Genomic DNA, 21,652 nt, shown 5'->3' with positions numbered 1-21,652 from the left:
CCCGGTCACCGGGGCCCCGTCGGGGCCCCGGGCCCCAGCGCCGTCGCCATCGGGGGCTCCGCGCCTTCATGGCCATCGTGTTGGGTGTCGGGGTGGTCTCCGGAGGCGTCTATGCCGCCTCCCGGTTCCTCGATCACCAAGAAACACTGGTCCGGCCGCATTGCACCGCCGCCGTCGGGCCGGACCAGCACCGGCTCGCTCCGGAGCAGGCAAGCAATGCGGCGCTGATCTCCGCCGTGGCCGTCCGGCGCAACATGCCGGCCCGGGCCGCGACCATCGGCATTGCCACCTCGGTCCAGGAATCAAAACTGCGCAATATCGACTACGGGGACCGGGCGGGCCCCGATTCCCGGGGCTTGTTCCAGCAACGTCCTTCGCAGGGCTGGGGCACCGAAAAAGAGATCATGGACCCGCTCTACGCGACCAACCGGTTCTACCAGGAACTGGAGACCTTCGACTACCGCTCCCTGCCCGTGACCGAAGCCGCGCAGAAGGTCCAACGCAGCGCCTTCCCGGAGGCCTACGCCGCTCACGAACCCGAAGGCAGGGCCTACGCCTCGGCGCTGACCGGGCATTCTCCGGCGGCGTTGAACTGCGTCCTGCGCCGCCCCACCGCAGCAGGGGACGTCGCTGCCACGTCGGCGCAGCTCACCGCGGCATTCGGGGACCTGCCGGTCTCCGCCGGAGCCCACCGACTTACCGTTTCGGCGGCCGATGAACGCGGCTGGGCCGTCGCCCAATGGGCGGTCGCCAATGCCGCAGAACACCAGATCGTTTCGGTGAGCAATTCGGGCTTGTTGTGGAACCGCGCCGAGCACCAATGGGTTCCGGGCACCACAGCAAAATCGCAGGTCGTCATCACCTTCGCCGACGCCGCACCGTAGGCCACCCCGCTCCGGATCAGAGCAGGAAGCGGATCACCGGCTCCAGGAAGCTGCGGTACAAATCGGCGTCCCGCGCCAGATCCTGACTGAGGATGACGGTATCGGGGTCCACGAACCAGGCGCGTGGTTCGCTCAACGGCAGCTCCACCAGCTTCAGTTCCATCGGCTTCGGGCGGCGTTCCAGTTCCATCGCCCGGTCGGTGATCATCTGTTCCAACAGGCCGCGGCGCCCGCTGCCATGGTGCTCGGCACTGACCTCGGTGTACTCGATCATCCGCGCACGGCTCCAACTCAGGGCGGCACCGTAATGGGCCTGCAGGAGTCGCTGCAGGGTCGGGGAATCGGCGAAGCCGGGAAATGCCGGTGGGGAGAACAACCCGTCGTCCTCCGGGCCCTGGACCAGGACGCGGCGCCACCAGTCGTGCCATTCCTGCCGCAGCTCCGCAGCCGGAGGGCCACAGACCTCCGCCGCCGCGGTGGCTTTGACCCGGGGTGCCAGCGGGGCGATGTCGGGCGGGCCGGGGTGTTCTATGCCCGCGAGGTCGCGGAAGTACAAGGCCAGCAGCATCTGCCCATGGCTTTGCGCCGAGACGTGCCATCCGTCCCCACGGTACTCATACATGCCGGTCGTCCTTACTCCGTGAACCCCACTTCCAGAATAGGCCCGTGTCCCGGTTCCCGGAAGCGTCCGGATGAAAAGGCGGCCGCTTCCCCATAGGGAAGCGGCCGCTTTCAAGGATTCTGCAGGGCCGGTCTAGAAGCTCGGGTACTGGCGTTCGCCTTCGCCCACGTACAGCTGGCGGGGGCGTCCGATCTTCAGGCCTGGTTCCTGGATCATTTCTCGCCACTGCGCGATCCAGCCGGGGAGCCGACCGATCGCAAACAGCACGGTGAACATCTTCTCCGGGAAGCCCATCGCCTTGTAGATCAGTCCCGTGTAGAAGTCGACGTTCGGGTAGAGCTTGCGCTCGATGAAGTAGTCGTCCTCCAGGGCCCGCTCCTCCAGGCGCATGGCGATGTCCAGCAGCTCGTCGTTGCCTCCGAGCTTGTTCAGGATGTCGTGGGCGGTGGACTTGATGATCTTCGCGCGCGGGTCGTAGTTCTTGTAGACACGGTGTCCGAAGCCCATAAGGCGGACCCCGTCCTCCTTGTTCTTGACCTTCTCCATGTAGTCCTCGGGCTTGATGCCCTCGGCCTGTATGCCGCGCAGCATCTTCAGCACCGCTTCGTTCGCCCCGCCATGGGCCGGGCCGAAGAGAGCGTTGATGCCCGCCGAGATGGAGGCGAACATGTTGGCGTTGGAGGAGCCGACCAGACGGACGGTGGAAGTCGAGCAGTTCTGCTCGTGGTCGGCGTGCAGGATCAGCAGCTGGTCCAGTGCCTTGACCAGATCGGGGTCCAGGTCGTACGGCTCGGCGGCGATGCCGAAGTTCAGCCGCATGAAGTTCTCCACGAGGTTCATGGAGTTGTCCGGGTAGAGCAGCGCCTGGCCGACCGATTTCTTATGCGCGTAGGCGGCGATGACCGGGACCTTGGCCAGCAGGCGGATGGTGGAGAGTTCGACCTGGTCCTCGTCGAAGGGGTCCAATGAATCCTGGTACCAGGTCGACAGCGCCGATACGGCCGAGGAGAGCACCGGCATCGGGTGGGCGTCCCGCGGGAAGCCACCGAAGAAGCCTTTGAGCTCCTCGTGCAGCATGGTGTGCCGGCGGATCTTCTGGTCGAATTCCTCCAGCTCGCTGGTCGAGGGCAGATTCCCGTAGATCAAGAGGTACGACGTCTCAAGGAAGCTGGACTGCTGGGCGAGCTGCTCGATCGGGTAGCCGCGGTAGCGCAGGATTCCTGCATCGCCGTCGATGTAGGTGATGGCGGACTTGGTGGCCGCCGTATTCATGAAACCGGGGTCATAGGTGACATTCCCGGTGTCCTTCAGGAGCTTGGCGACATCGAAACCGTCGTTACCCTCGGAGGAAGCCACCACCGGGAGTTCGAGGTCATGTCCGGCAAACGCCAAGCGAGCGGAATTGTTATCCGTCATGGTTTCTCCTTAACCGGAGTACAAAGTTGTACAAACAAGCAGTAATCAGGTCTCACGGTACCGCTCCGCAGGCACCGGAAACTAATCAGGTGGGGCCTGGACCGCGCCCACCGCGGCGGTGAGTCGGTTTGAGGCAGCGAGGACCCGCTCATCGCTGGCCGTTAGTGCGATCCGCACGTACCCGTGGCCCGCTTCGCCGTAGAACGTTCCCGGCCCGGCGACGATCCCCAGATCCGCCAGCCGGCCGATCGTGATCCAGGTGTCCTCCCCCGCAGTGGCCCACAGGTAGAGTCCGGCCTCGGAGTGGTCGATCCGCAGGCCGAACGCCTCCAGGGCGGGAACCAGGAGTTGCCTGCGGTGGCGGTAGCGTTCCTTCTGCGCAGCCACATGCCCCTCGTCCCCCAGAGCCACCCGCATGGCCTCCTGGACCGGGTACGGAACGATCATTCCGGCGTGCTTTCGGGAGTTGATCAGATGGGGCATGAGCTCGGGGGCCCCGGCGACGAAGGCCGCCCGGTAGCCGGCGAGGTTCGATTGCTTGGACAACGAATACACCGACAGCAACCCGTGGTGGTCACCGCCGCTGACCCGGTCGTCGAGGACCCCCGGGGTGCCGGGTCCGTCCCAGTCGCCCCACCCCAGCTCCGCATAGCATTCGTCGGAGGCCACGACGGCGCCGAGGGCGCGGGCCTGGGCCACCAGTGCGGCCAGGGACTCGACGTCACGCACGATCCCCGTGGGGTTTCCCGGTGAATTCACCCATACGAGCTTCACCCGCGAACGGACCTCGGGGTCCAGGCTTTCGAGGTCGTCGGAGGCGACGGCCTCCGCACCTGCCAACCGGGCGCCGATGTCATAGGTCGGATAGGCCACGGACGGACGGACGACGACGTCGCCTGCTCCCAGCCCCAACAACAACGGCAGCCACGCCACCAGTTCCTTGGAGCCGACCGTGGGCATGATGTTCTCCGGGTCCAGCCCGGTGGTGTTCCGGCGCCTGGCGTACCAATCGGCGATCGCCTGGCGTAGTCCGGCCGTTCCATGGGTGGTCGGATAGCCCGGGGCGTCGGCGGCAGCCGCCAATGCCTGCTGGATCAGCCCGGGGGTGGGATCCACCGGCGTGCCGATGGAGAGGTTCACGACCCCTTCGGGGTGCTGACGCGCCCGCTCCTGGTAGGGGGCCAGCGAGTCCCACGGGTAATCGGGGAGGATCAGCACGGCTTCAGATGCCGGGTTGCGGGGGCAGCGCGGCGATGATCGGGTGGTCGGTGTGCGTGTTGCCGACCTTGGCGGCCCCGCCCGGGGACCCCAGCTCGTCGAAGAATTCGACATTGGCCTTGTAGTATTCGGCCCATTCATCCGGGGTGTCGTCCTCGTAATAAATCGCCTCGACAGGACATACCGGTTCACAGGCGCCACAGTCCACGCACTCATCCGGGTGGATGTAGAGGGAACGTTCCCCCTCGTAGATGCAATCGACGGGACATTCCTCAACGCAGGCTTTGTCCTTCACGTCTACACACGGCTGAGCGATGATGTAGGTCACGGTACCTAGGGCCTTCCTTTGCTGTTCGCCTCGACTCCGCGGGGCGTCCGAGGACGCCACCGGCCTCCAGCTTAGTCCCCTTGGCCCCCCGGACCGAAGGGCCCGCCCGGATTCGCTACTACGATGGGACCATGACCGCCGATTTCTTCGACTCGCTGCCCCCCGGCGAACGCATCGTCATCAGGTACCGGATCGGCGGCCGGATCCCCCCGTCGCACGGGTCCCGGGACGCCCCCGAAGTGCCGGACGGACCGCAACACAGCGATTCGATCGGCCACTTCGTCTCACTGGCGGAGGGTCGGGTGACCGTGCAGACCCGGACCGGACCGGTCACCGTGGACCACAGCGCAATCACCCATGCCAAACGGGTTCCGCCCGCACCACCGCGTCGCGGCGGCACCCGGCGCTAGAGCCCGCCGTCGTGCTCCTCCTCATCAGGCAACTGGCGCATCCGCGGTAGCGGGGAGAGCAGCAGCGGCACGGTGGCCAGGGCGCTGCCAACGACCCCGATCCACAGGGCCGTGGAAATGCCGAGCATTTCACCGAAGAGCCCGGCCAGCAGCGAGGCGACCGGCATGATGCCCCAGACGATGAACCGGATGGACGCGTTCATGCGCCCGAGCAACCGCGGAGGGCAGATCTTCTGGCGCATGCTGACCTGGATGATGTTGTAGACCAGCACGCCGGCGGTCAGGACGAACATCGAGCAGGCCAGGATCGCGAACGACGGGCGCAGACCCCCGGCGAGGATGGACAGCGGGAATCCCGACATGCCCACGGCGGTCAGCAGCGTGCCGACCACGAGCGACGGCCCCTCCCCCACCTTGGAGGCCACCCAGGGCGTCAGGGAGGCCGCCAGGAGCCCGCCGACGGCACCTGCCGAGTAGATCAGGCCGAGCTCGACCGTGTTCAGGCTCAACGTGCGCAGCACCAGGATCGGCAGGAGCGTGAAGATGATGGTGCTGAAGAAGTTCATGATGCCGGTGGTCGCGGCGATCGGACCGATCAGCCGGTGCCCGACCACATAGCCGAGCCCCTCCTTGATTTCGGTAACCAACCGCGCATCGGGCCGGCGTACCGCGGGACGTTCATCGTCGCGGACCCGCCACAGGCATAGTGCCGAGACCAGATACCCGATGGCCTGGCCGACGAAGAGCAGGGGTGCGGTCAACACCGCCAGCAGCGCACCCCCGGCGGCCGGACCGGCCAACCGGGAGATCTCCCCGCTGATCTCCAATTTGGCGTTGGCCTCGGAGATCTGTTCACGATGGACCAAGGCCGGGATATAGGACTGGTAGGAGACGTCGAAGAAGACGTTGGCCACCCCGATGATCGCGGCAATGATCCACAGATGCCAGATATGCAGCAACCCGGGGTACCAGAGCAGCGGGATGGCCAGCATGGCGGCGGCCCGGACCACGTCGGCACGGATCATGATCCGGCGCTTGAAGAACCGGTCGACCCACGCCCCCACGGGGAGACCGACCACCAGGAAGGCTGCGGTGTTCGCCGCGTTCAGGACGCCGACTTCCCACTCCGAGGCCTGCAGCAGCGTGACGGCAAGCACCGGCATGGCCACCGTGCCGAGTTGGGCGCCAAACTGGCTCAGTGTCTGGCCGAGCCAGAACACCAGGAAGTTCCCGTCCCGACGCAAGGGCGTCCGAGGCGGTGGCGAAGGATGGATGTTGGACGGTTCGGCCACCCCACTGGCCTGCTGGTTACCGTCCGGAGCCGAATGAGACTGGGGCCCAGGAGAGGTCATGAAAACCTTGCTATGTGATTTGATGATGTCAATCAGTGCAGTTGTTTATCGTATGCTGAACATATGGCATCAGATGACGAGCTGCAAGCACGGGCGAGGGCATTGAGCTCCCCGATCCGCCTGAGGATCCTGCGTTTATGTCTGCACAAATCCCGGACGAACAAGGAAATAGCCGATCTGCTGGAGATCAATCCGGCGACGTCGTTGCATCATGTGCGGACCTTGATGGGGACCGGATTCCTGGAGTCCGAGGAGCCGCGCCGGGGTAAACGCGGGGCGAAGGAAGTGCCGTATCGCAGCACCCGCATGTCCTGGGGCACGAAGCTGCCCGACGCGGCCCCCGTGCTGCTGGAGACGTTTCTCCAGGAGATCAACGGTCTGGCTCCCGACGAGATCCAGGTGATGCGGGTGGGGCTGAAATTGACCGAGGCGGATCAGCGCGAGCTGCTCTCACGCATCAAGGACGTCATCTCCGACTATGCCTTGCGCCCTTCCGACGACGAGGGCGTGGCGACGTCGCTCTTCGTTGCCCACCATCTGGACCAGACGGCCAACTGATTTCGGCGTCGGCGTCCGGCCCAATACGGCGGAGCCGTCAGCGGCGACGGGTGCGCAGGCCACCGGCGGTGACGAGCAGTGCGACCACGGTGGAGACGACGATCCCGTAGGTCCACAGGGCTGCGGCCAGGGCCGGACCGGGCAACGTGTCGTGGCTGGACCACCCGATCAACAGGTGGTTATGGGTATCCAGGGCGGTCCAGGCGACCAGCCCATAGGTGATCAGCCCACAGAGCCCTGCGACCCAGACCTTCTCGACATACAGTCCGGCCACCGTGGCGAAGCTGCCCGCCAACAGGAGCGCCAATACGGCACCCCATGGCAGGGGCGTATCCCCCAGGTAGTGGATCTGGCCCTGGAGGAGCGTGCCGAAGACAGCGGCCAGCACCCCCGTCACGATGGCGACGAGGGTGCCGGTGATCACCGGGGTGAGCCGGCGGGTCCGTTGATCAGGCGCGGGCACGTGAGCGGGAGGCCTTACCGCGCTCGCTGGAGTTGAGGATGACCTTGCGGATGCGGATGGCTTCCGGGGTGACCTCGACGCACTCGTCTTCGCGGGCGAACTCGAGCGATTCCTCCAACGTGAGGTGACGCGGCGGGGTGAGGTTCTCGAAGGAGTCCGAGGACGCGGCACGCATGTTGGTGAGCTTCTTCTCCTTCGTGATGTTCACCTCCATGTCATCGGCGCGCGAGTTCTCCCCGACGACCATGCCTTCATAGACCTCGGAAGTCGGCTGGACGAAGAACGAGCCACGCTCCTGCAGGTTGATCATGGCGAACGGGGTGACCGTTCCGGAGCGGTCGGCGATCATCGAGCCGTTGTTGCGGTATTCGATGTCACCGGTCCAGGCCTCGTAGCCGTCGGCCATGGAGGAGGCGATGCCGGCACCGCGGGTATCGGTCATGAACCGCGTGCGGAAGCCGATCAGGCCACGGGCGGGGACGGTGAATTCCAGCCGGACCCAGCCGGTTCCGTGGTTGGCCATGTTGATCATGCGCCCCTTGCGGCCTGCCAGCAGCTGGGTCACGTTGCCCAAGTACTCCTCGGGGACGTCGATGGTCATCAGTTCCATCGGCTCGTGGATCTTGCCATCCACGGTGCGGGTGACGACCTGCGGCTTGCCGACGGTCAGCTCGAAGCCTTCGCGGCGCATCTGCTCCACCAGGATGGCCAGGGCGAGTTCGCCACGGCCCTGGACCTCCCAGGAGTCGGGACGCTCGGTCGGCAGGACCTTCAGCGAGACGTTGCCGATCAGTTCCTTGTCGAGGCGGTCCTTGACCTGGCGGGCGGTGACCTTGGCCCCCTTGACCTTTCCGGCCAGCGGCGAGGTGTTGATGCCGATGGTCATGGAGATCGCGGGGTCGTCGATGGTGATCAACGGAAGCGGCTTGGGGTTCTCCACGTCGGTGAGCGTCTCACCGATCATGATGTCTTCGATCCCGGCAACTGCGACGATCTCGCCCGGTCCGGCTTCCTCGGCCGCCACGCGGCCCAGGCCCTTGGTGGCCAGCAGTTCGGTGATCTTCACGGTCTTCAGCTGGCCGTCCTGGCGTGCCCAGGCAACATGGTCGCCCTTGCGCAGGGTGCCGTTGAACACGCGCATCAGGGCCAGGCGACCCAGGAACGGCGAGGCGTCCAGGTTGGTGACGTGGGCCTGGAGGACTTCACCGGGGGTGTAGGTCGGGGCCGGGACGTGCTCCATGATGGTGGAGAACAGCGGCTCGAGGTCTTCGCTGTCCGGCAGCGATCCGTCTTCTGGCTGGATCGTCGAGGCACGGCCGGCCTTGCCCGAGGCGTAGACGACGGGCACGTTCAACACCGAGTCCAGGTCCAGATCCGGGACTTCCTCGGCCAGGTCGGAGGCCAGCCCCAACAACAGGTCCATGGAGTCGGAGACCACACCGTCGATCCGCGCGTCGGGACGGTCGGTCTTGTTCACGACCAGGATGACCGGAAGCTTGGCCGTCAGGGCCTTGCGCAGCACGAACCGAGTCTGGGGCAGCGGCCCTTCCGAGGCATCCACGAGCAGGACGACGCCATCGACCATGGACAGTCCGCGCTCGACCTCGCCACCGAAGTCAGCGTGGCCGGGGGTGTCGATGACGTTGATGGTGACGTCATGGCCCTTGGCCGACGGGCCGGAGTAGAACACGGTGGTGTTCTTGGCCAGGATGGTGATGCCCTTCTCGCGCTCGAGTTCGCCGGAGTCCATCACACGATCCGTGGTGTCGCCATGCGAGGAGAAAGCGCCGGTCTGCGACAACATGGCATCGACCATGGTCGTCTTTCCATGGTCGACGTGGGCGACGATGGCGACGTTGCGAAGATCCTCGCGAGTAGCGCTAGTGGTTCCCGGGGAAAGATCTGACATGCGTAAAGGCTCGCTTCAAGTTGATGTTTTTTGGGTCGAAGACGTGGGGCCACGGCTGACCCAAGAGACCAGTCTAGACCTTCATGAAAAGTTGCCGCGACCGAGCGTGTCGCCGAGGCGGCGGACAGGACCGCTTCGGGCCCGAAATCCTTGGACCGGCAGGGTTGCACGTGAGAGGTAAATCACACTCCTGGCGTCCGGTGGCACGGCGTTCCGCGCGCGGGGGCCACCAGCGCCGGCAGGCATCATGATGGCGTTGTCCCGCCCGGGACCGTCCGCCGGCGCAGCCTGCTGCCGGCGGACGTGGACCGCAGGGCCGTACCGGTCGGGTCAGGAGGCCTCGGAGTCGGCCAGCAGACGGGCCCGCAGCTCCCGGCGTTCGCGCTGGGCGTCGGGGTCCGGCACCGGAACCGCTGCCATGAGGCGCTGCGTGTAGCGGTCCTGGGGCCGGCGCAGGACATCGTCGCGGGATCCTTGTTCGACGATCTTCCCGTTGCGCATCACCACGATGTGATCGGCCAGGACGTCGATCACGCCGAGGTCGTGCGTGACGAAGAGGGAGGCGAACCCCATTTCGGCCTGCAGGTCCCGGAACAGTTCCAGGACCTTCGCCTGCACCGACACATCCAGGGCCGAGGTCGGCTCGTCGGCGACCATCAGCTGCGGTTCCAGACACAGGGCCCGGGCAATGCCCACCCGCTGCTTCTGGCCGCCGGAGAGTTCGTGCGGGTACCGGTTGCGGTAGTTCCGCGGTAGTTCCACCTGGTCCAGCAGCGTCTCGATCTTCTTCTGCAGCTCGGCCCCCTTGGCGACCTTGGCCAGGAGCATCGGTTCGCCGATGGACTCACCGATCGGCAGACGCGGGTTCAGTGAACTGGAGGGGTCCTGGAAGACCATGCCGATCTGTCGGCGGATGTGGAAGAGTTCCTTGGAGGTGGGCTTGAGCCCGAAGAGCTCGGCCCCGTTGACCTTCAAGGACCCCTCGGCCACCGGCAGCAACCCCACCGCGGCCCGGCCGATGGTGGTCTTTCCCGAACCGGATTCACCGACCAGACCCACGACCTGGCCCTGGTGGACCGTCAGATTCGCGCCCTCAACGGCGCGGAAGGCCGGTACGCGCCCCTGCTTCGGGTATTCGATGGCAACGTCCTTCAGCTCAAGCACCACGGGGCGGTCCTCGATCTTCGCGGCCCCGTACTGGGCTTCCTTCGCCTCATCCAGGAGCTTGCGTTCACGGATCTGCAAGGATTCATCCTCGGGTGAATCCAGTTCGGTCCCGGAGGCCGCCGCCACCGCGGCATCCACGTCGACTTCCCCGATGGAATCGCCCCCGGTGCCCAGCTTCGGCACGGCCGCCAGCAGGGCCTGGGTGTAGGGGTGTCGTGGGTCGTTGAAGATCTCATGGGTGGTCCCGTGCTCAACGATGCGCCCCTGCCGCATGACGGCGATGCGGTCGGAGAGGTCGGCCACCACGCCCATGTCATGTGTGATCAGCACGATCGCCGAGTTCAACTTATTGCGCAGGTTGCGCATCAGATCCAGGATCTCCGCCTGGACCGTGACATCCAGGGCCGTCGTCGGTTCGTCGGCGATCAGCAGCTTCGGGTCGCAGGAGAGCGACTGGGCGATCATGGCGCGCTGACGCTGACCGCCGGACAACTGGTGCGAGTAGGACTTGAAGGCCTTCATCGGGTCGGGAAGCTCGACGAGTTCGAGCATTTCCAACGCACGCTTCTGGGCCTGCGCGGGGGAAATCGGGTTGTGCAGGCGCAGGGTCTCCATGATCTGGAACCCGATGGTGTAGACCGGGTTCAAGGCGGTCATGGGTTCCTGGAAGATGACCGCGACATCGTTACCCCGGACCTGGCGCATCTTCGGGCTGGACAGCCCGAGCAGTGACTGCCCGTTGAGGGTGACTTCACCACGGATCCTGGCGTTGGTGGGGAGCAGCCCCAGCAGGGCCATCGAACTGGCCGACTTGCCCGATCCAGACTCCCCCACGATGGCCAGCACCTCGCCGGCGTTCACGTGGTAGTTCAGGTCGATGGCAGCGGGGACCCATTCCTTGTCCACACCGAAGTCCACGGAGAGGTGGCTGACCTTCAGGACCGGCTGCTCGCCGCCCTGCGTTGCCTCCCGGGAGGAGGGATTCTGCTGGCTCATCTGGTCCTCATTTCCTTCCGCCGGCGGCCCGCGTAGGCCGGCGGCCGGGGTGTTGTGTGGCGCCGATTACATGGCGGCCGATAATCCTGAAACTATGTGGGTTATGACTTCTGCTTATAGCACTAACCGGGACTTCACCTTCAGGCCCCGTGGGCCCCGTTTCCTGGCGATGGCCCTCATGGTGTTGGCCGTCGCAGCCGCCGTCGCGATCCTGTGGACGGGAAGCTGGTATTCGGCACCGGCCATCCTGCCCGTTCTTGTGGTCGGGTATGCCGCGTGGGTCGTCTTCTGGCTGCCCCGGGTGGAAGTCAACGACGCCGGTGTCACCTTGATCAATCCGTTGCAGACCCTTCGGGTCCCGTGGTCGACGATCATCCTGGTGGACACCAAATACGCCTTGTCCCTGGTGACGCCCAAGGGGCGCTTCACCGCGTGGGCCGCTCCTGCTCCGAGCGTCATCTCGGCACTGCGCGACTCGCGCCGTTCGGCCAGATCGGAGTCCCGCGACCAATCCGGCACCAGCTATGTGAGCATCCGTCCGGGCGATCAACGCTCCAGCGACTCCGGCGTGGTCGCCGACATCGTCAGACGACGGTTGGCACGCATGGCCGAAGACGGGGATCTGGATCTCGAGTCCACGGAGTCCCTGAAGACCCGGCGAAGCATCCATTGGATCCATCTCACTGTCCTCCTGATCCTGATCGTCCTGAGCCTGACCTTGCCTGCCGTGCTGTCCTGACACCGTGCCGGAACCTGTGCTCCCGGCACGGCCCCGGCTAGGCCCGGTGGGCCGGACCATCATCATCGGGGTCGGAGGACCCGTGACGTCCTGAGTCCTCACCTCCCTCGGTCCTTTGGGCGATGGCGGCAGCCGACGCGGAGTCATTCACTGCCGACCCATGGACTCCACGGTCCTTGGCCTTCTTGGCCTTGAACTTGCGCTGGCGTGGATCGAAGGCGTCACGCAGCCCGTCGCCGATGAAGTTGATCGACAGGCAGATGACCACGATGAACAAGCCGGGGAACCAGAACAGCCACGGGCGGGTGCTGAAGGCCTCCTGGTTGTCCGAAATCAGCGAACCGAGCGAGACATCAGGGGCCTTCACGCCCAATCCCAGGTAGGACAACGCCGTCTCCAGCAGGATCGCCGCGGCCATCAGCAAGGTGACGTTCACGATGATGACGCCCACCGCGTTGGGCAGGATGTGCTTGAACATGATGCGTGTGTTGGAGGCACCGGCAATATGGGCGGCATCGACGAACTCGCGCTCACGCAGGGTCAGGAACTCACCGCGGACCAGACGGGAGAGCCCCGTCCAGATGATGACCCCGATGAAGAGCCCCAAGGCGACGGTGGCCATGTTGCCGCTGACGGCGGAGCCGGAGATGCGTCCGAGGACGGCAGCCAGGATCAGCAGCGGAACGATGATGATGATGTCCACGATGCGCATCAGCACCGCTTCGATCCATCCACGGAAGTACCCGGACAGTGCGCCCACGACCACCCCGATGAAGCCACCTACCGAACCGATGACGAACATGATCACGATCGACTGCTGGGTTCCTCGCATGGTCATGGCGAAGTAGTCCCGCCCGATCCGGTCTTGTCCGAAGGGGTGGTCACCCCAATTGAACAAATTAACGAAGGTCGGTCGTCCGCCGTTGATCTGGGTGCTGAATTGCTCGTAGCTGTAATGCCACCAGCCGGGGATCCCGATGAAGCCGATGGAGGAGAAGGCCATCACGAAGATCAGCGCGAAGACGACGATCGATATCAGGGCCGGCGTGTTTCCCATGAACCGCTTGCGGACGATGGCGTTCTGGGACAGGCCTTGGACTTCTTCGGGGACTGCAGCCGCCTCGAGGTCCTCGGGCAGCTGCCCGGACGGGGTTTCTGGATTCGGCCTGCTCATGCTTTTACCCTTACGCGCGGATCGAGTACGGAATAGGCCAGGTCGGCAATCAGGTTGAAGACCAGGGCCAGGATGCCGGTCACGAGGAAGACGCCCATGACCGGGTTCGGGTCGGGTACCGGCAACAGCGAGTCCACGAAGAGGTTGCCCATGCCGGTGAAGGCAAAGACCCGTTCGGTGATCACCGCCCCACCGATCAACCCACCGATGTCGAAGGCCACCAGCGTGGCCAGGGGGATCAGGGCATTGCGGAACGCGTGGCGCATGACCACCGTCCGCTCGGGAAGGCCCTTGGCGCGGGCGGTACGGATGTAGTCCATCTGCATGATCTCGAGCATCGAGGCTCGGGAGTATCGCGAGTAGCTGGCCAGCGACACGAGCAGCAGCGCCACGGTCGGCAGCAGGAGGTGGGTGAAGAGGTCGATGTTCTGGATCCACCAGTTGCCCTCGAGGTTCGGAGTCGAGGATCCGATCGTGGCAATGGGGCGTCCACGGACCCGACCATTGGAGAAGTAATTCGGCCACTCCACCATGAAGCGGTCCAACATCACCAGGCCTCCCACGAAGAAGGCACTCAAGGCCGCTGCCCGCATGGACTGGCCCCGGTCGAATCCGCCCATGAACCATCCGACGATGCAACCGACCGCCAGGGTCGCCACGAACAGCCCGAGGATTCCCCATCCGGAGATGCCGGAGAGGACCGGGTTCAGTGCGTAATAGGCGATCAGACCGGCCGGGACCATGAGAAGGGAGGAGTACAACGCCTTGCGGTTCTTCACTCCTGCAGTCAGTTGGGTGGCCAGATAGGCGATGCCCACGCCGAAGAGGGCGATCAGAATCGGGCCCAGACCTGGGGTGCTGAACCATCCGGTCACCGACAGGGCATACATCAGCCCTGCAGTGGCGGCGGCGCCGATCAGGAAACCGATGATCCGTTTCAGGTAGCTTCCACCCATGAACAGGACGACGACGATGCCCAGACAGATCGCGGTGATGAGGATCGATGTCGGACTGAAGACGGGGTCCCTGAGGAAATCGTTGAAGCCGATGGCCCCGAATTCCTTCAGCAGTACGGCGATCCAGAAGATCGGCAGTGAGAAGAACAAGAAGGCCATGAAGGTCACCGAGTAATCCAGCGTGCTGTACTGACGCAGGGCGGTGATGATGCCCAGACCGATGCCGATGACAATGGCCAGGATCGTCGCGGCGGTGATGAGCAGGATCGTTTGGCCCGCCGCGCGCCCGAGGGCATCCACCACGGGTTCACCGTTCATTTTCTGACCCAGATCACATTTGCCGACCAGCGGGACCACACATTGGGCGGCGCCCCCGAGCCACTTGAAGTAGCGCAACGGGGCGGGGGTGCCCAGGTCCAGCAGGGCCACCCTTTGCGCGATCAGCTGGTCCTTATTCGGCGCGTTGCTCTGTCGCAGTTCATCCAAGGGGTCGCCCGCCGCGGCCGTGAGCTGGTACACGACGAATGAGGCGCCCAGGAGGATGAGCACGGCAGTGACGAGCCGTCGGATGATGTAGGTCACCATGAAATATAGCCTCTTGGTAGAAGATACCGGGGATCACCCGGCAGTACTTTTGCAGAAGTGTAGTTCACCTCACAGCACTCGGGAAGGAGGGAAATCCCAATCACTTCCCGTGGCCCGGTCAAGGAACTACGGGGCGGACCTGGCGTCCGACCAATCGGTGGAATCCCTTCCACCTGCATCTGTAGCGGCACACTGAGACGCCGGGACCGTGAATCATGGTCCCGGCGCCTCAGTGGCACTTATATCCGGTTACCCGACGTAGCTACTTCTTCAGGTTCCAATCCCAGAAGTTCCACCAGACACCGGTCTGGTTGGACATGTACTCCACGCCCTCGACTCCCGAGTCGTAGGCGTCAACGCCGACCGACTGGAAGAGCGGCAGCCCGTATCCGGAGTCCCAGATCAACTTGTCGATCTGGATCTGCAGGTCGGTCTGTTTCTTCTCATCCGTGGTGACGATGAGCTCATCCATCAGTTCATCGGCCTTCTTATCGGAGAACTTATTGAAGTTCGACGAGGAGCCCGTGCCGAAGATCTGCGGGACACCGGTCACGCCGACGCCCGAGGAGATCCAGCCGAAGATGGTGGCGTCATAGGTGCCGCCTCCCAGCGCGCTGCCCCATTCCGAGGCCCCCAGACCGCCATCGACGACCTTGAAGCCTGCCTTCTTCGCCGATGCAGCGATCAGCGAGTAGGCATCCGCACGGTTCGGGTTGTCCTTGCTGTACATGATGCGGACCTTCGGCTTCTTGCCGTCGAGCAGTTCCTTGGCCTTCTCGATGTCGGCCTTCTGGTAATCGGCTGAACCATTGTTCTTCGCCGACTCCTCGTAGCCGTCGTTATCGGGGACGAAGAGCTGCGAATCCAGCGGCTTTGCATCCGGGTTCAGCTTCTTGATGATCGTATCCACGATCTGCTGGCGCGGGATCGTGTGCATGAAGGCCTTGCGGACATCCTTGTCCTTGAAGACGCCGTTGTAGTTCAGGTCGATGTGGTCGTAGGAGAGCTGGTCCCCCTTCTCCACAACCACCTGATCCCCCAGGGCTTCCAGCGACTCCAACGTGTCGGCGGAGGCCTGCGGGGCGATGATGTCGACTTCCTGGTTCTTCAGCGCCTGGACCTGGGCCGGCGATTCACTGATGTATCGCACGACGATCGAGTCGACCTTCGGCTCCGGTCCCCAGTCGTAGTCCTCGTTGCGCACCAGGGTCATGGACTGGTCCGGGACGATCTTGTCCACGATGAAGGGGCCGGACGAGAGGTAGAGCGACTCATCGTCGGGCAGCGACTTGGTGTCGAAGCCCGTATTCCAGAAGTCGGCGGCCTTCTTCAGCTTCTTATTCGGCTTCTTCGAAGGATTTTCCGGATCTCCCTTGTCTGCGGTCTTGAACAGTTCGGTGAGTTCGTCGACAGTCATGCCCGCCTTGTCGGCGACGACATGTGCCGGCCCCATCATCCCGAAGCTGGTTTCCCAATCGGCGAAGGGCTTGGAGTACTTCAGCGTGATCGAGCGGTTGTCATCGCCGATCTCCGGGACGTCGGTCAGTGCCAGCCCGGAGGTGTCACCGGCATAGTCGAAGTAGTTGGTTCCGGCGGTGACTTCGCCCTCGTCGTCGGTCTTCGCGTCGTTGAAGTGCCCCGACGAGATGGCCCAGGCCATCATCATGTCGTCGGCATTCACCGGCTCGCCATCCGACCACTTGACACCCTCGTTGATGGTGTACTTCACGGTCAGCGGATCCTCGGACTCGACCTCGTACTTGCCGAACTTCTCGTTCTTCTGCACCTTCAGGTCATTGTCGATGTAGTTGAAGTCCGACTGGGTGGTGTAGGCAATCTTGGAGTTGATATCCACGTTGCCCTTCGCCGTGTTGTCGTTGAACGAGCTGAAGGCGTTCACTTCGACGACACGGATCTCTCCGCCGTTGCCCTCTCCTTCGTCGGCCCCGGACGATGAGTCGTTGGTGCCCGTGCTGGCCGCGCATGCGCTCAGTGCCAGGGCGGCGGTCGCGCCAATCGCGACTGCCTTGGAAATACGTGTGAAACGCATTCCGCCTCCTTGTGTTTGGTGTGTTCTCCAGCCGAGCGATCCACTTGACTGCGACAGACCACGAGGAGTGGCCTGTCTCACATAGAGAAACCATAGACTGCGGAGGGGCCCCTTGGATATAAAAATCTCGCTTCAGATTCCGTTGTTATGGAGTCGCAACTTTGCGAGATGGTGGTCACATTCGTCCGGCGGCTCCCCTCGGCATCGATCCTTACGCGAGAACTCAAGGATCTGCTTCAGATTGGGGATTGTCAACTACTCGTCCGCGCCATCAAGCGGATCTTCGAAGATTTTGTAAAAATTCCCAATCAATGACGGCGTGTCTCGCCATGCATTTGAGGCGATACGCGTTCCCGAGCCACCGAACCCGGCATCAAAGAGGGCGGATTTAATCTTTGCACCGCCGGCCATGCAGTGATACAGCCTCCCGGGGGCCGGAAGCGCGCTCCGTTCGAGTTCGCCTCCCCGGACCCGACCCCGGGCACGGCACTGACCGCCGTGGCCCGTGCAGCCCTTGCGGTGATCCACCACGGGAATCGATGTGATCTAGCAGTTGGACTACTGCGCTCTCCCCCGCCTTGGTTGGCCCAAACACAGCTGCTGGGCGAACAGGCCGGCGCCACGTCCCCCAGTGCCGCAGATCCGACCGTCATCCCCAATGGTGCAACGACTGCAAACGTGAAGCCAGTCAGGACTTATACAAAAAACTAGAATGCACCCACTTTCTCTAAAGATGATTCATTATTTGACTACGTTCTAACATCCTTTGTTATTGGTAGTTATATCGTGCATCAAACTTCTTGAGGTAACAAGGGCCCGCGTCTATATTCTGGGCACTCGCTTCATTCTGCGGCGCCCCCGGACCAGCCCTACGTGCTTCATCGCCGTCGCCAGGCGTGGAAATGTACCCACGCCAACAGCCGCGTGCTTGCTACGCGGCACGGACCCCTTGTCAACGGTGAGGTGTCGGGCGCACCCCGGACTGCCGGAACCAGTTGGGGTCCGAAACTGCCAGCCGAAGAAGAACGTTGGTGTTCAACCGATCTGTTCGTGACAGGTCAAGGCTCCCTACGGGTACGCCAGGGTGAATGAGGAAGCCAACTTGGAATCTCCTGGTTCCAACCCGCTACGGACGTCTGCCGAATCTCCCTGGTCAGCATCAGTCGGGCCGCATTCATACTCGAGCGATAGTGGGTGACGCACCACTTCCTACCGCGCCTTCTCCACGTCGAACCGTGCTGGCCATGGAACCGCACACTTGGAAGTGCATGAGCCAGGTTTCAAGGTCCGCAGCAAATTTCATGCATAGACCGCGGCCGGTCAGTCGGCGATATGCAGGACGAGTTTTCCGCGCGCGGCCCCCTGCTGGGAGGCACTGAAGGCGGTCGCCAGCGCTTCGAGTCCATAGACCGTATCGATGACCACCTCGAGTGACCCTGCTGCCACCTGGTCCAGCAGGTCACCCAGACGGGACCCGTCGGGCCGGACCCACAGCCAGCGACCCCCATGCTCGATCACCCCGGGATCGGCGATGGAAACATGACGGCCTCCGTCCTTGAGCACCGTCAGCGTTGTGTCCAGGACCCCTCCCGCGTAGTCGGCCACCTTGTCGAAACCATCCGGGGCAATATCGCGCAGCCTCTCCCCCAGCCCGTCCCCGTGGGCCACCGGGGTGACCCCCAGAGCGGTTAGCTTCTCATGGTTGGCCACGGAGGCCGTGCCGACGACTTCAGCTCCCGTGGCGATGGCCAGTTGCGCTGCCAGGAAGCCGACTCCTCCGGAGGCGGCGTGGAGCAACAGTCGCTCCCCAGGGAGAACATCAAGTGCTTCGAGACTGCGCTGGGCGGTCAGCCCGGTCAGGGGTAGGGCCGCCGCGGTTTCTTGTGTCACTCCCTCGGGAACCGCCGCAACGTCCACGGCGAAGACCGTCACGTATTCAGCGAACGTCCCGCCGGAAACCACCTGCTTACGCGCATAGGCGGCGACCCGGTCGCCACTGGCAAATTCCGGGACGTCTGGCCCAACGGCGTCGACCACTCCGGCCACGTCCCACCCGGGGATGACGGGGAAATGTGCATCCATGAGCCCGTCAAGGCCTCCGGACATGATCTTCCAATCAACCGGATTGACCGAGGCATGGGTGACGCGGATACGCACCTCGCCCGGGCCGACCTTGGGCACCGGCAGCTCGGTGAGCTCCAAGACGTCGTTGCTTCCGTACTTGCTGTAGGTCATTGCTCGCATACCGCCCCCAACGCCGAGAAGGACCCGTGTATTCCAGCGGAGCCTCCCGCCTGCCGGGGTCTGGGCCCAGGCCAGCCTCTCCATCGGCCGTTGTGGACGGCGTGGTGGTGCCCGTCATCGTGACCTCGTCTGGGTTTCCTCTGCGCTCTCGTGGAGTGCCCTGGCCCAGGCCCGCAGGAAGCTTGCGACCCGCTCCGGCTGGTCCAGGTGGATGTTGTGTCCGGCGTCCTCCAGCACGACGTAGGTTGCCTGCGGATACCGCAGCAACAAGTCTTCCTGATCCGCGAACCCCACGACGTGGTCGTGCCGTCCGGCAAGGATCAGCGTCCGGGGCGAGACCGTCCCTGCGGCCCGGGACCCGGGGCCCGCCTCGGGGGCCAGGTGATATCGGCGGGACAACTGCATGACGGCGCGTGCGTTCGCGGCGCGGATCCCCGGCAGGGCGGCATCTCGGAATGCGGCCCAGGCCTCCGCTGTGTGGAGGATGGCCATGCCTTCGAATTCCCGGGCATCCTGCGGATCGAGCAAACCGAGGAACTTCTGGTCTCGGTGCAGGACCCGTTTCTCGGGCACGGTGCGATCTCGTGGCCGGGGATGGACCACCGGCGCCAACAACGCCATTCCGCTCATCTGATCCCCGAAAGTGATTGCCAGATGCGCGGCCAGAACACCTCCGAGTGAGTGCCCCAGCACGGCGAATTTCCGGTCCCCCACCAGTTCGCCAATGGTTTCTTGCAGCCAGTCGGCAATTTCGGGTAATCCACCGGGCTCCTCCAGCGCGGGGGTTCCGCCGAAGCCGGGAAGATCCAGGTAAATCCGCTCCCAGGCACCGGCATCGGCCAGACAAGGATCCAGCGGTAGGAGCAACCGGTGATCGACGCCATTGCCATGAATCATGATTATCGGTGTTCCAGTGCCTCGACGTACGGTAGCCGGTCGCGGGATCACCGGGTCCCCCGCCGTGCAGTGTCCGGGCGTGCGTTCCATCTGTTCCCTCATTCCGATCCCCGTGTCTCCCGGTCGACCACTAGGCCCACGCGGTCGGGCCCGGTGCTGCGCACCTCTGCACAGCACCGGGCCCGACCGGTCATGAGAACGTCATCCAACGAGACGTTCGTGGAGCTCCTACTCGGGTGTCACGTGCTTTTTCGGGTCCTTCTCTGCCAGGACGCGTGCCGCGGCATCGCGTCCACCCAGCCCAAAGGCCAGCGCCGCAGCCAGAGCACCGCCCACGACCACGGCGCCGAAGCCCAGCGTGATGATCGAGTCGGCAATGCCCATGTACTTCAGTCCAATCGCGGCGAAAAGCCCGATGATGACGTACTTGGCGACGGTGCTTCCCGTGCCGGCCCCCATGGCACTGGACACCAGTTTGGCGATCAGGAAGCCGACGGCGACGATAACGACGCCAAACAGCACCCGGCCCCCGAGTGCGAACACCGTGTTCAGCAGATCCGAGATCTCGGGGAAACCAAGCGCTTGAGCAGCCATGATCCCGAAGAACACCACGATGGCCACTTGTGCCACGCGGGTCAGAATGGTCGAGGCGCTCTTGTCGGCGCTCAGAATCCCGAGGTTCGTTGCTGCCCGGTCGGTTCCAAGACCACGCAACGTGGCCTCCAGGATGCCACCGACGAACTTTGCGATGAGGACGCCGATGCCCAGCAGCACCAGGGCCGCGATGATCATCGGGATCGCGTTGAGGATCATGGTGAGCATCTGCTCGGCCGGATCGGAGATGACCGAGATGTCGAGGATCTGGAGAGCTGCGATGCCCACCACGATCAAGATGACGGCAAACACCAGATTGCCGACCATGGAGCCGATCTTCCGGGAGTCCATCCCGGCTCCCGCCTGTGCCTCGGCGGCACCTGACGGCTGGGCTGGGGTCGGTGTTGCCCCGGCACCCGAGGTCGGATCAACCTGCTTCATCTTTCCGGCAATGCTGTTGAAGTTGAGCATTCCGATGGCGGAGGCAATGAGCTGCTTGGCGATTTTCGCTATCACGAAGCCGATGAAGAAGACCACAGCGGCCCCGATGACGTTGGGCAGGAAGCCCATCAGCGTGGACAGGAGTTCCTGAATCGGTGTCAGGACTGCGTCCAGGGCGAACACCTGGAGGATGGCCACCAGGCCGAACAGCCAGACGATCAACGAACCGATACTGCCAATCGATTCTCCGGTCGATGCACCATCGCCGTCTTGCTTCTGCAAGAACGATACGCGGCCGACAACCTTGCCAATGGCCCATTTCACGACCTTGGCAATAATCCACGTCACAATGAGTATGACGATGGCCATGCCGACCTTTTGCGCCATACCTATCCAATCGATGTCTTCCATGGGAAGCCTCCTTATTGGTCCGGACTTGCAAACAAGGCAGTTTCGATCTGCCGTTGGTCGCAGCAGACTACAGGACACCTCAAGAAACGACTCGGATTAAACATCGACCGGAACCGATTTCACAGTCCATTCGTTATCTGCAGCCCTCTCCCCATGATCCTCCCCGCAGAGCGAAGGTCCGGAAGAGGCGACCACTGCCGGGGGCCGACCCGGAACGGCGGCCGGCCCCCCGGAGGGT

At 63.9% G+C, this 21,652-nt stretch carries 19 protein-coding genes; 4 read left to right on the top strand and 15 right to left on the bottom strand.

Annotation, left to right across the window (positions count from 1 at the left end):
* Positions 1–68: 68 nt before the first annotated feature.
* A complete protein-coding gene (locus ACT3UE_RS04260) occupies positions 69–884 on the top strand; it encodes a hypothetical protein (protein ID WP_444555313.1) in 816 nt (271 codons plus the stop codon).
* 16 nt (positions 885–900) lie between these two features.
* Here ACT3UE_RS04260 and ACT3UE_RS04255 read toward each other — a convergent pair whose 3' ends face one another.
* From ACT3UE_RS04255 to fdxA, 4 genes are all read right to left on the bottom strand, one after another.
* Positions 901–1,506: a hypothetical protein gene (locus tag ACT3UE_RS04255; RefSeq protein WP_444555282.1), complete on the bottom strand. Its 606-nt coding sequence runs from the start codon at positions 1,504–1,506 to the stop codon at positions 901–903.
* 132 nt (positions 1,507–1,638) lie between these two features.
* Positions 1,639–2,922 (bottom strand): citrate synthase, encoded by a 1,284-nt coding sequence (locus ACT3UE_RS04250; protein WP_444555281.1) that lies wholly within the window; start codon positions 2,920–2,922, stop codon positions 1,639–1,641.
* A gap of 81 nt (positions 2,923–3,003) precedes the next feature.
* Positions 3,004–4,140, bottom strand: a complete 1,137-nt coding sequence (gene dapC / locus ACT3UE_RS04245) for a succinyldiaminopimelate transaminase (protein ID WP_444555280.1) — start codon at positions 4,138–4,140, stop codon at positions 3,004–3,006.
* 4 nt (positions 4,141–4,144) lie between these two features.
* Positions 4,145–4,468 carry a ferredoxin gene (fdxA, locus tag ACT3UE_RS04240; RefSeq protein ID WP_444555279.1) on the bottom strand — a complete coding sequence of 108 codons (324 nt, stop codon included), beginning with the start codon at positions 4,466–4,468 and terminating at the stop codon, positions 4,145–4,147.
* Between the two features lie 131 nt (positions 4,469–4,599).
* Here fdxA and ACT3UE_RS04235 point away from each other — a divergent pair, with 131 nt between their 5' ends.
* Entirely contained in the window at positions 4,600–4,878 is a 279-nt protein-coding gene (locus tag ACT3UE_RS04235; protein WP_444555278.1) for a hypothetical protein, read from the top strand.
* Here the strand turns inward: ACT3UE_RS04235 and ACT3UE_RS04230 are convergent.
* Positions 4,875–6,230, bottom strand: a complete 1,356-nt coding sequence (locus ACT3UE_RS04230; protein ID WP_444566292.1) for an MFS transporter — start codon at positions 6,228–6,230, stop codon at positions 4,875–4,877. The genes ACT3UE_RS04235 and ACT3UE_RS04230 overlap by 4 nt on opposite strands.
* Before the next feature lie 63 nt (positions 6,231–6,293).
* Between ACT3UE_RS04230 and ACT3UE_RS04225 the strand changes: the two genes are divergently transcribed.
* The gene (locus ACT3UE_RS04225) at positions 6,294–6,788 is read left to right on the top strand and encodes an ArsR/SmtB family transcription factor (RefSeq protein WP_444555276.1); all 495 of its coding nucleotides are present in this window, start codon (positions 6,294–6,296) and stop codon (positions 6,786–6,788) included.
* A 37-nt stretch (positions 6,789–6,825) separates the two neighbouring features.
* Here ACT3UE_RS04225 and ACT3UE_RS04220 read toward each other — a convergent pair whose 3' ends face one another.
* The 3 genes from ACT3UE_RS04220 to ACT3UE_RS04210 all read right to left on the bottom strand — a co-directional run bounded on the left by ACT3UE_RS04220 (position 6,826) and on the right by ACT3UE_RS04210 (position 11,323).
* On the bottom strand, positions 6,826–7,251 hold the full coding sequence (locus tag ACT3UE_RS04220) for a hypothetical protein (protein ID WP_444555275.1): 426 nt from the start codon (positions 7,249–7,251) through the stop codon (positions 6,826–6,828).
* Positions 7,238–9,160 (bottom strand): translational GTPase TypA, encoded by a 1,923-nt coding sequence (gene typA / locus ACT3UE_RS04215; RefSeq protein WP_444555274.1) that lies wholly within the window; start codon positions 9,158–9,160, stop codon positions 7,238–7,240. Before typA ends, ACT3UE_RS04220 begins: the two co-directional genes overlap by 14 nt.
* Positions 9,161–9,490: 330 nt before the next feature.
* On the bottom strand, positions 9,491–11,323 hold the full coding sequence (locus ACT3UE_RS04210; protein ID WP_444566291.1) for an ABC transporter ATP-binding protein: 1,833 nt from the start codon (positions 11,321–11,323) through the stop codon (positions 9,491–9,493).
* A gap of 103 nt (positions 11,324–11,426) precedes the next feature.
* Here ACT3UE_RS04210 and ACT3UE_RS04205 point away from each other — a divergent pair, with 103 nt between their 5' ends.
* A complete protein-coding gene (locus ACT3UE_RS04205) occupies positions 11,427–12,062 on the top strand; it encodes a PH domain-containing protein (RefSeq protein ID WP_444555272.1) in 636 nt (211 codons plus the stop codon).
* Between the two features lie 37 nt (positions 12,063–12,099).
* Here ACT3UE_RS04205 and ACT3UE_RS04200 read toward each other — a convergent pair whose 3' ends face one another.
* The 7 genes from ACT3UE_RS04200 to ACT3UE_RS04170 all read right to left on the bottom strand — a co-directional run bounded on the left by ACT3UE_RS04200 (position 12,100) and on the right by ACT3UE_RS04170 (position 21,492).
* On the bottom strand, positions 12,100–13,236 hold the full coding sequence (locus ACT3UE_RS04200; protein WP_444566290.1) for an ABC transporter permease: 1,137 nt from the start codon (positions 13,234–13,236) through the stop codon (positions 12,100–12,102).
* A complete protein-coding gene (locus tag ACT3UE_RS04195) occupies positions 13,233–14,777 on the bottom strand; it encodes an ABC transporter permease subunit (protein WP_444555270.1) in 1,545 nt (514 codons plus the stop codon). The genes ACT3UE_RS04200 and ACT3UE_RS04195 overlap by 4 nt, the downstream gene beginning before the upstream one ends.
* A 262-nt stretch (positions 14,778–15,039) precedes the next feature.
* Entirely contained in the window at positions 15,040–16,827 is a 1,788-nt protein-coding gene (locus tag ACT3UE_RS04190; RefSeq protein ID WP_444566289.1) for an ABC transporter family substrate-binding protein, read from the bottom strand.
* A gap of 255 nt (positions 16,828–17,082) precedes the next feature.
* Positions 17,083–17,238: a hypothetical protein gene (locus tag ACT3UE_RS04185; RefSeq protein WP_444555268.1), complete on the bottom strand. Its 156-nt coding sequence runs from the start codon at positions 17,236–17,238 to the stop codon at positions 17,083–17,085.
* A gap of 909 nt (positions 17,239–18,147) precedes the next feature.
* Positions 18,148–19,062: an NADP-dependent oxidoreductase gene (locus tag ACT3UE_RS04180; RefSeq protein ID WP_444555267.1), complete on the bottom strand. Its 915-nt coding sequence runs from the start codon at positions 19,060–19,062 to the stop codon at positions 18,148–18,150.
* 123 nt (positions 19,063–19,185) lie between these two features.
* Positions 19,186–19,968: an alpha/beta fold hydrolase gene (locus ACT3UE_RS04175; RefSeq protein ID WP_444566288.1), complete on the bottom strand. Its 783-nt coding sequence runs from the start codon at positions 19,966–19,968 to the stop codon at positions 19,186–19,188.
* Between the two features lie 228 nt (positions 19,969–20,196).
* Entirely contained in the window at positions 20,197–21,492 is a 1,296-nt protein-coding gene (locus tag ACT3UE_RS04170; RefSeq protein WP_444566287.1) for a mechanosensitive ion channel, read from the bottom strand.
* Positions 21,493–21,652: the final 160 nt, after the last annotated feature.

Origin of the sequence: Arthrobacter sp. 179, assembly GCF_052379645.1 — a bacterium.
GTDB lineage: Bacteria > Actinomycetota > Actinomycetes > Actinomycetales > Micrococcaceae > Arthrobacter_H.
The sequence above is the reverse complement of the archived record's forward strand: the minus strand, read 5'-3'. Positions and strand labels throughout refer to the sequence as shown.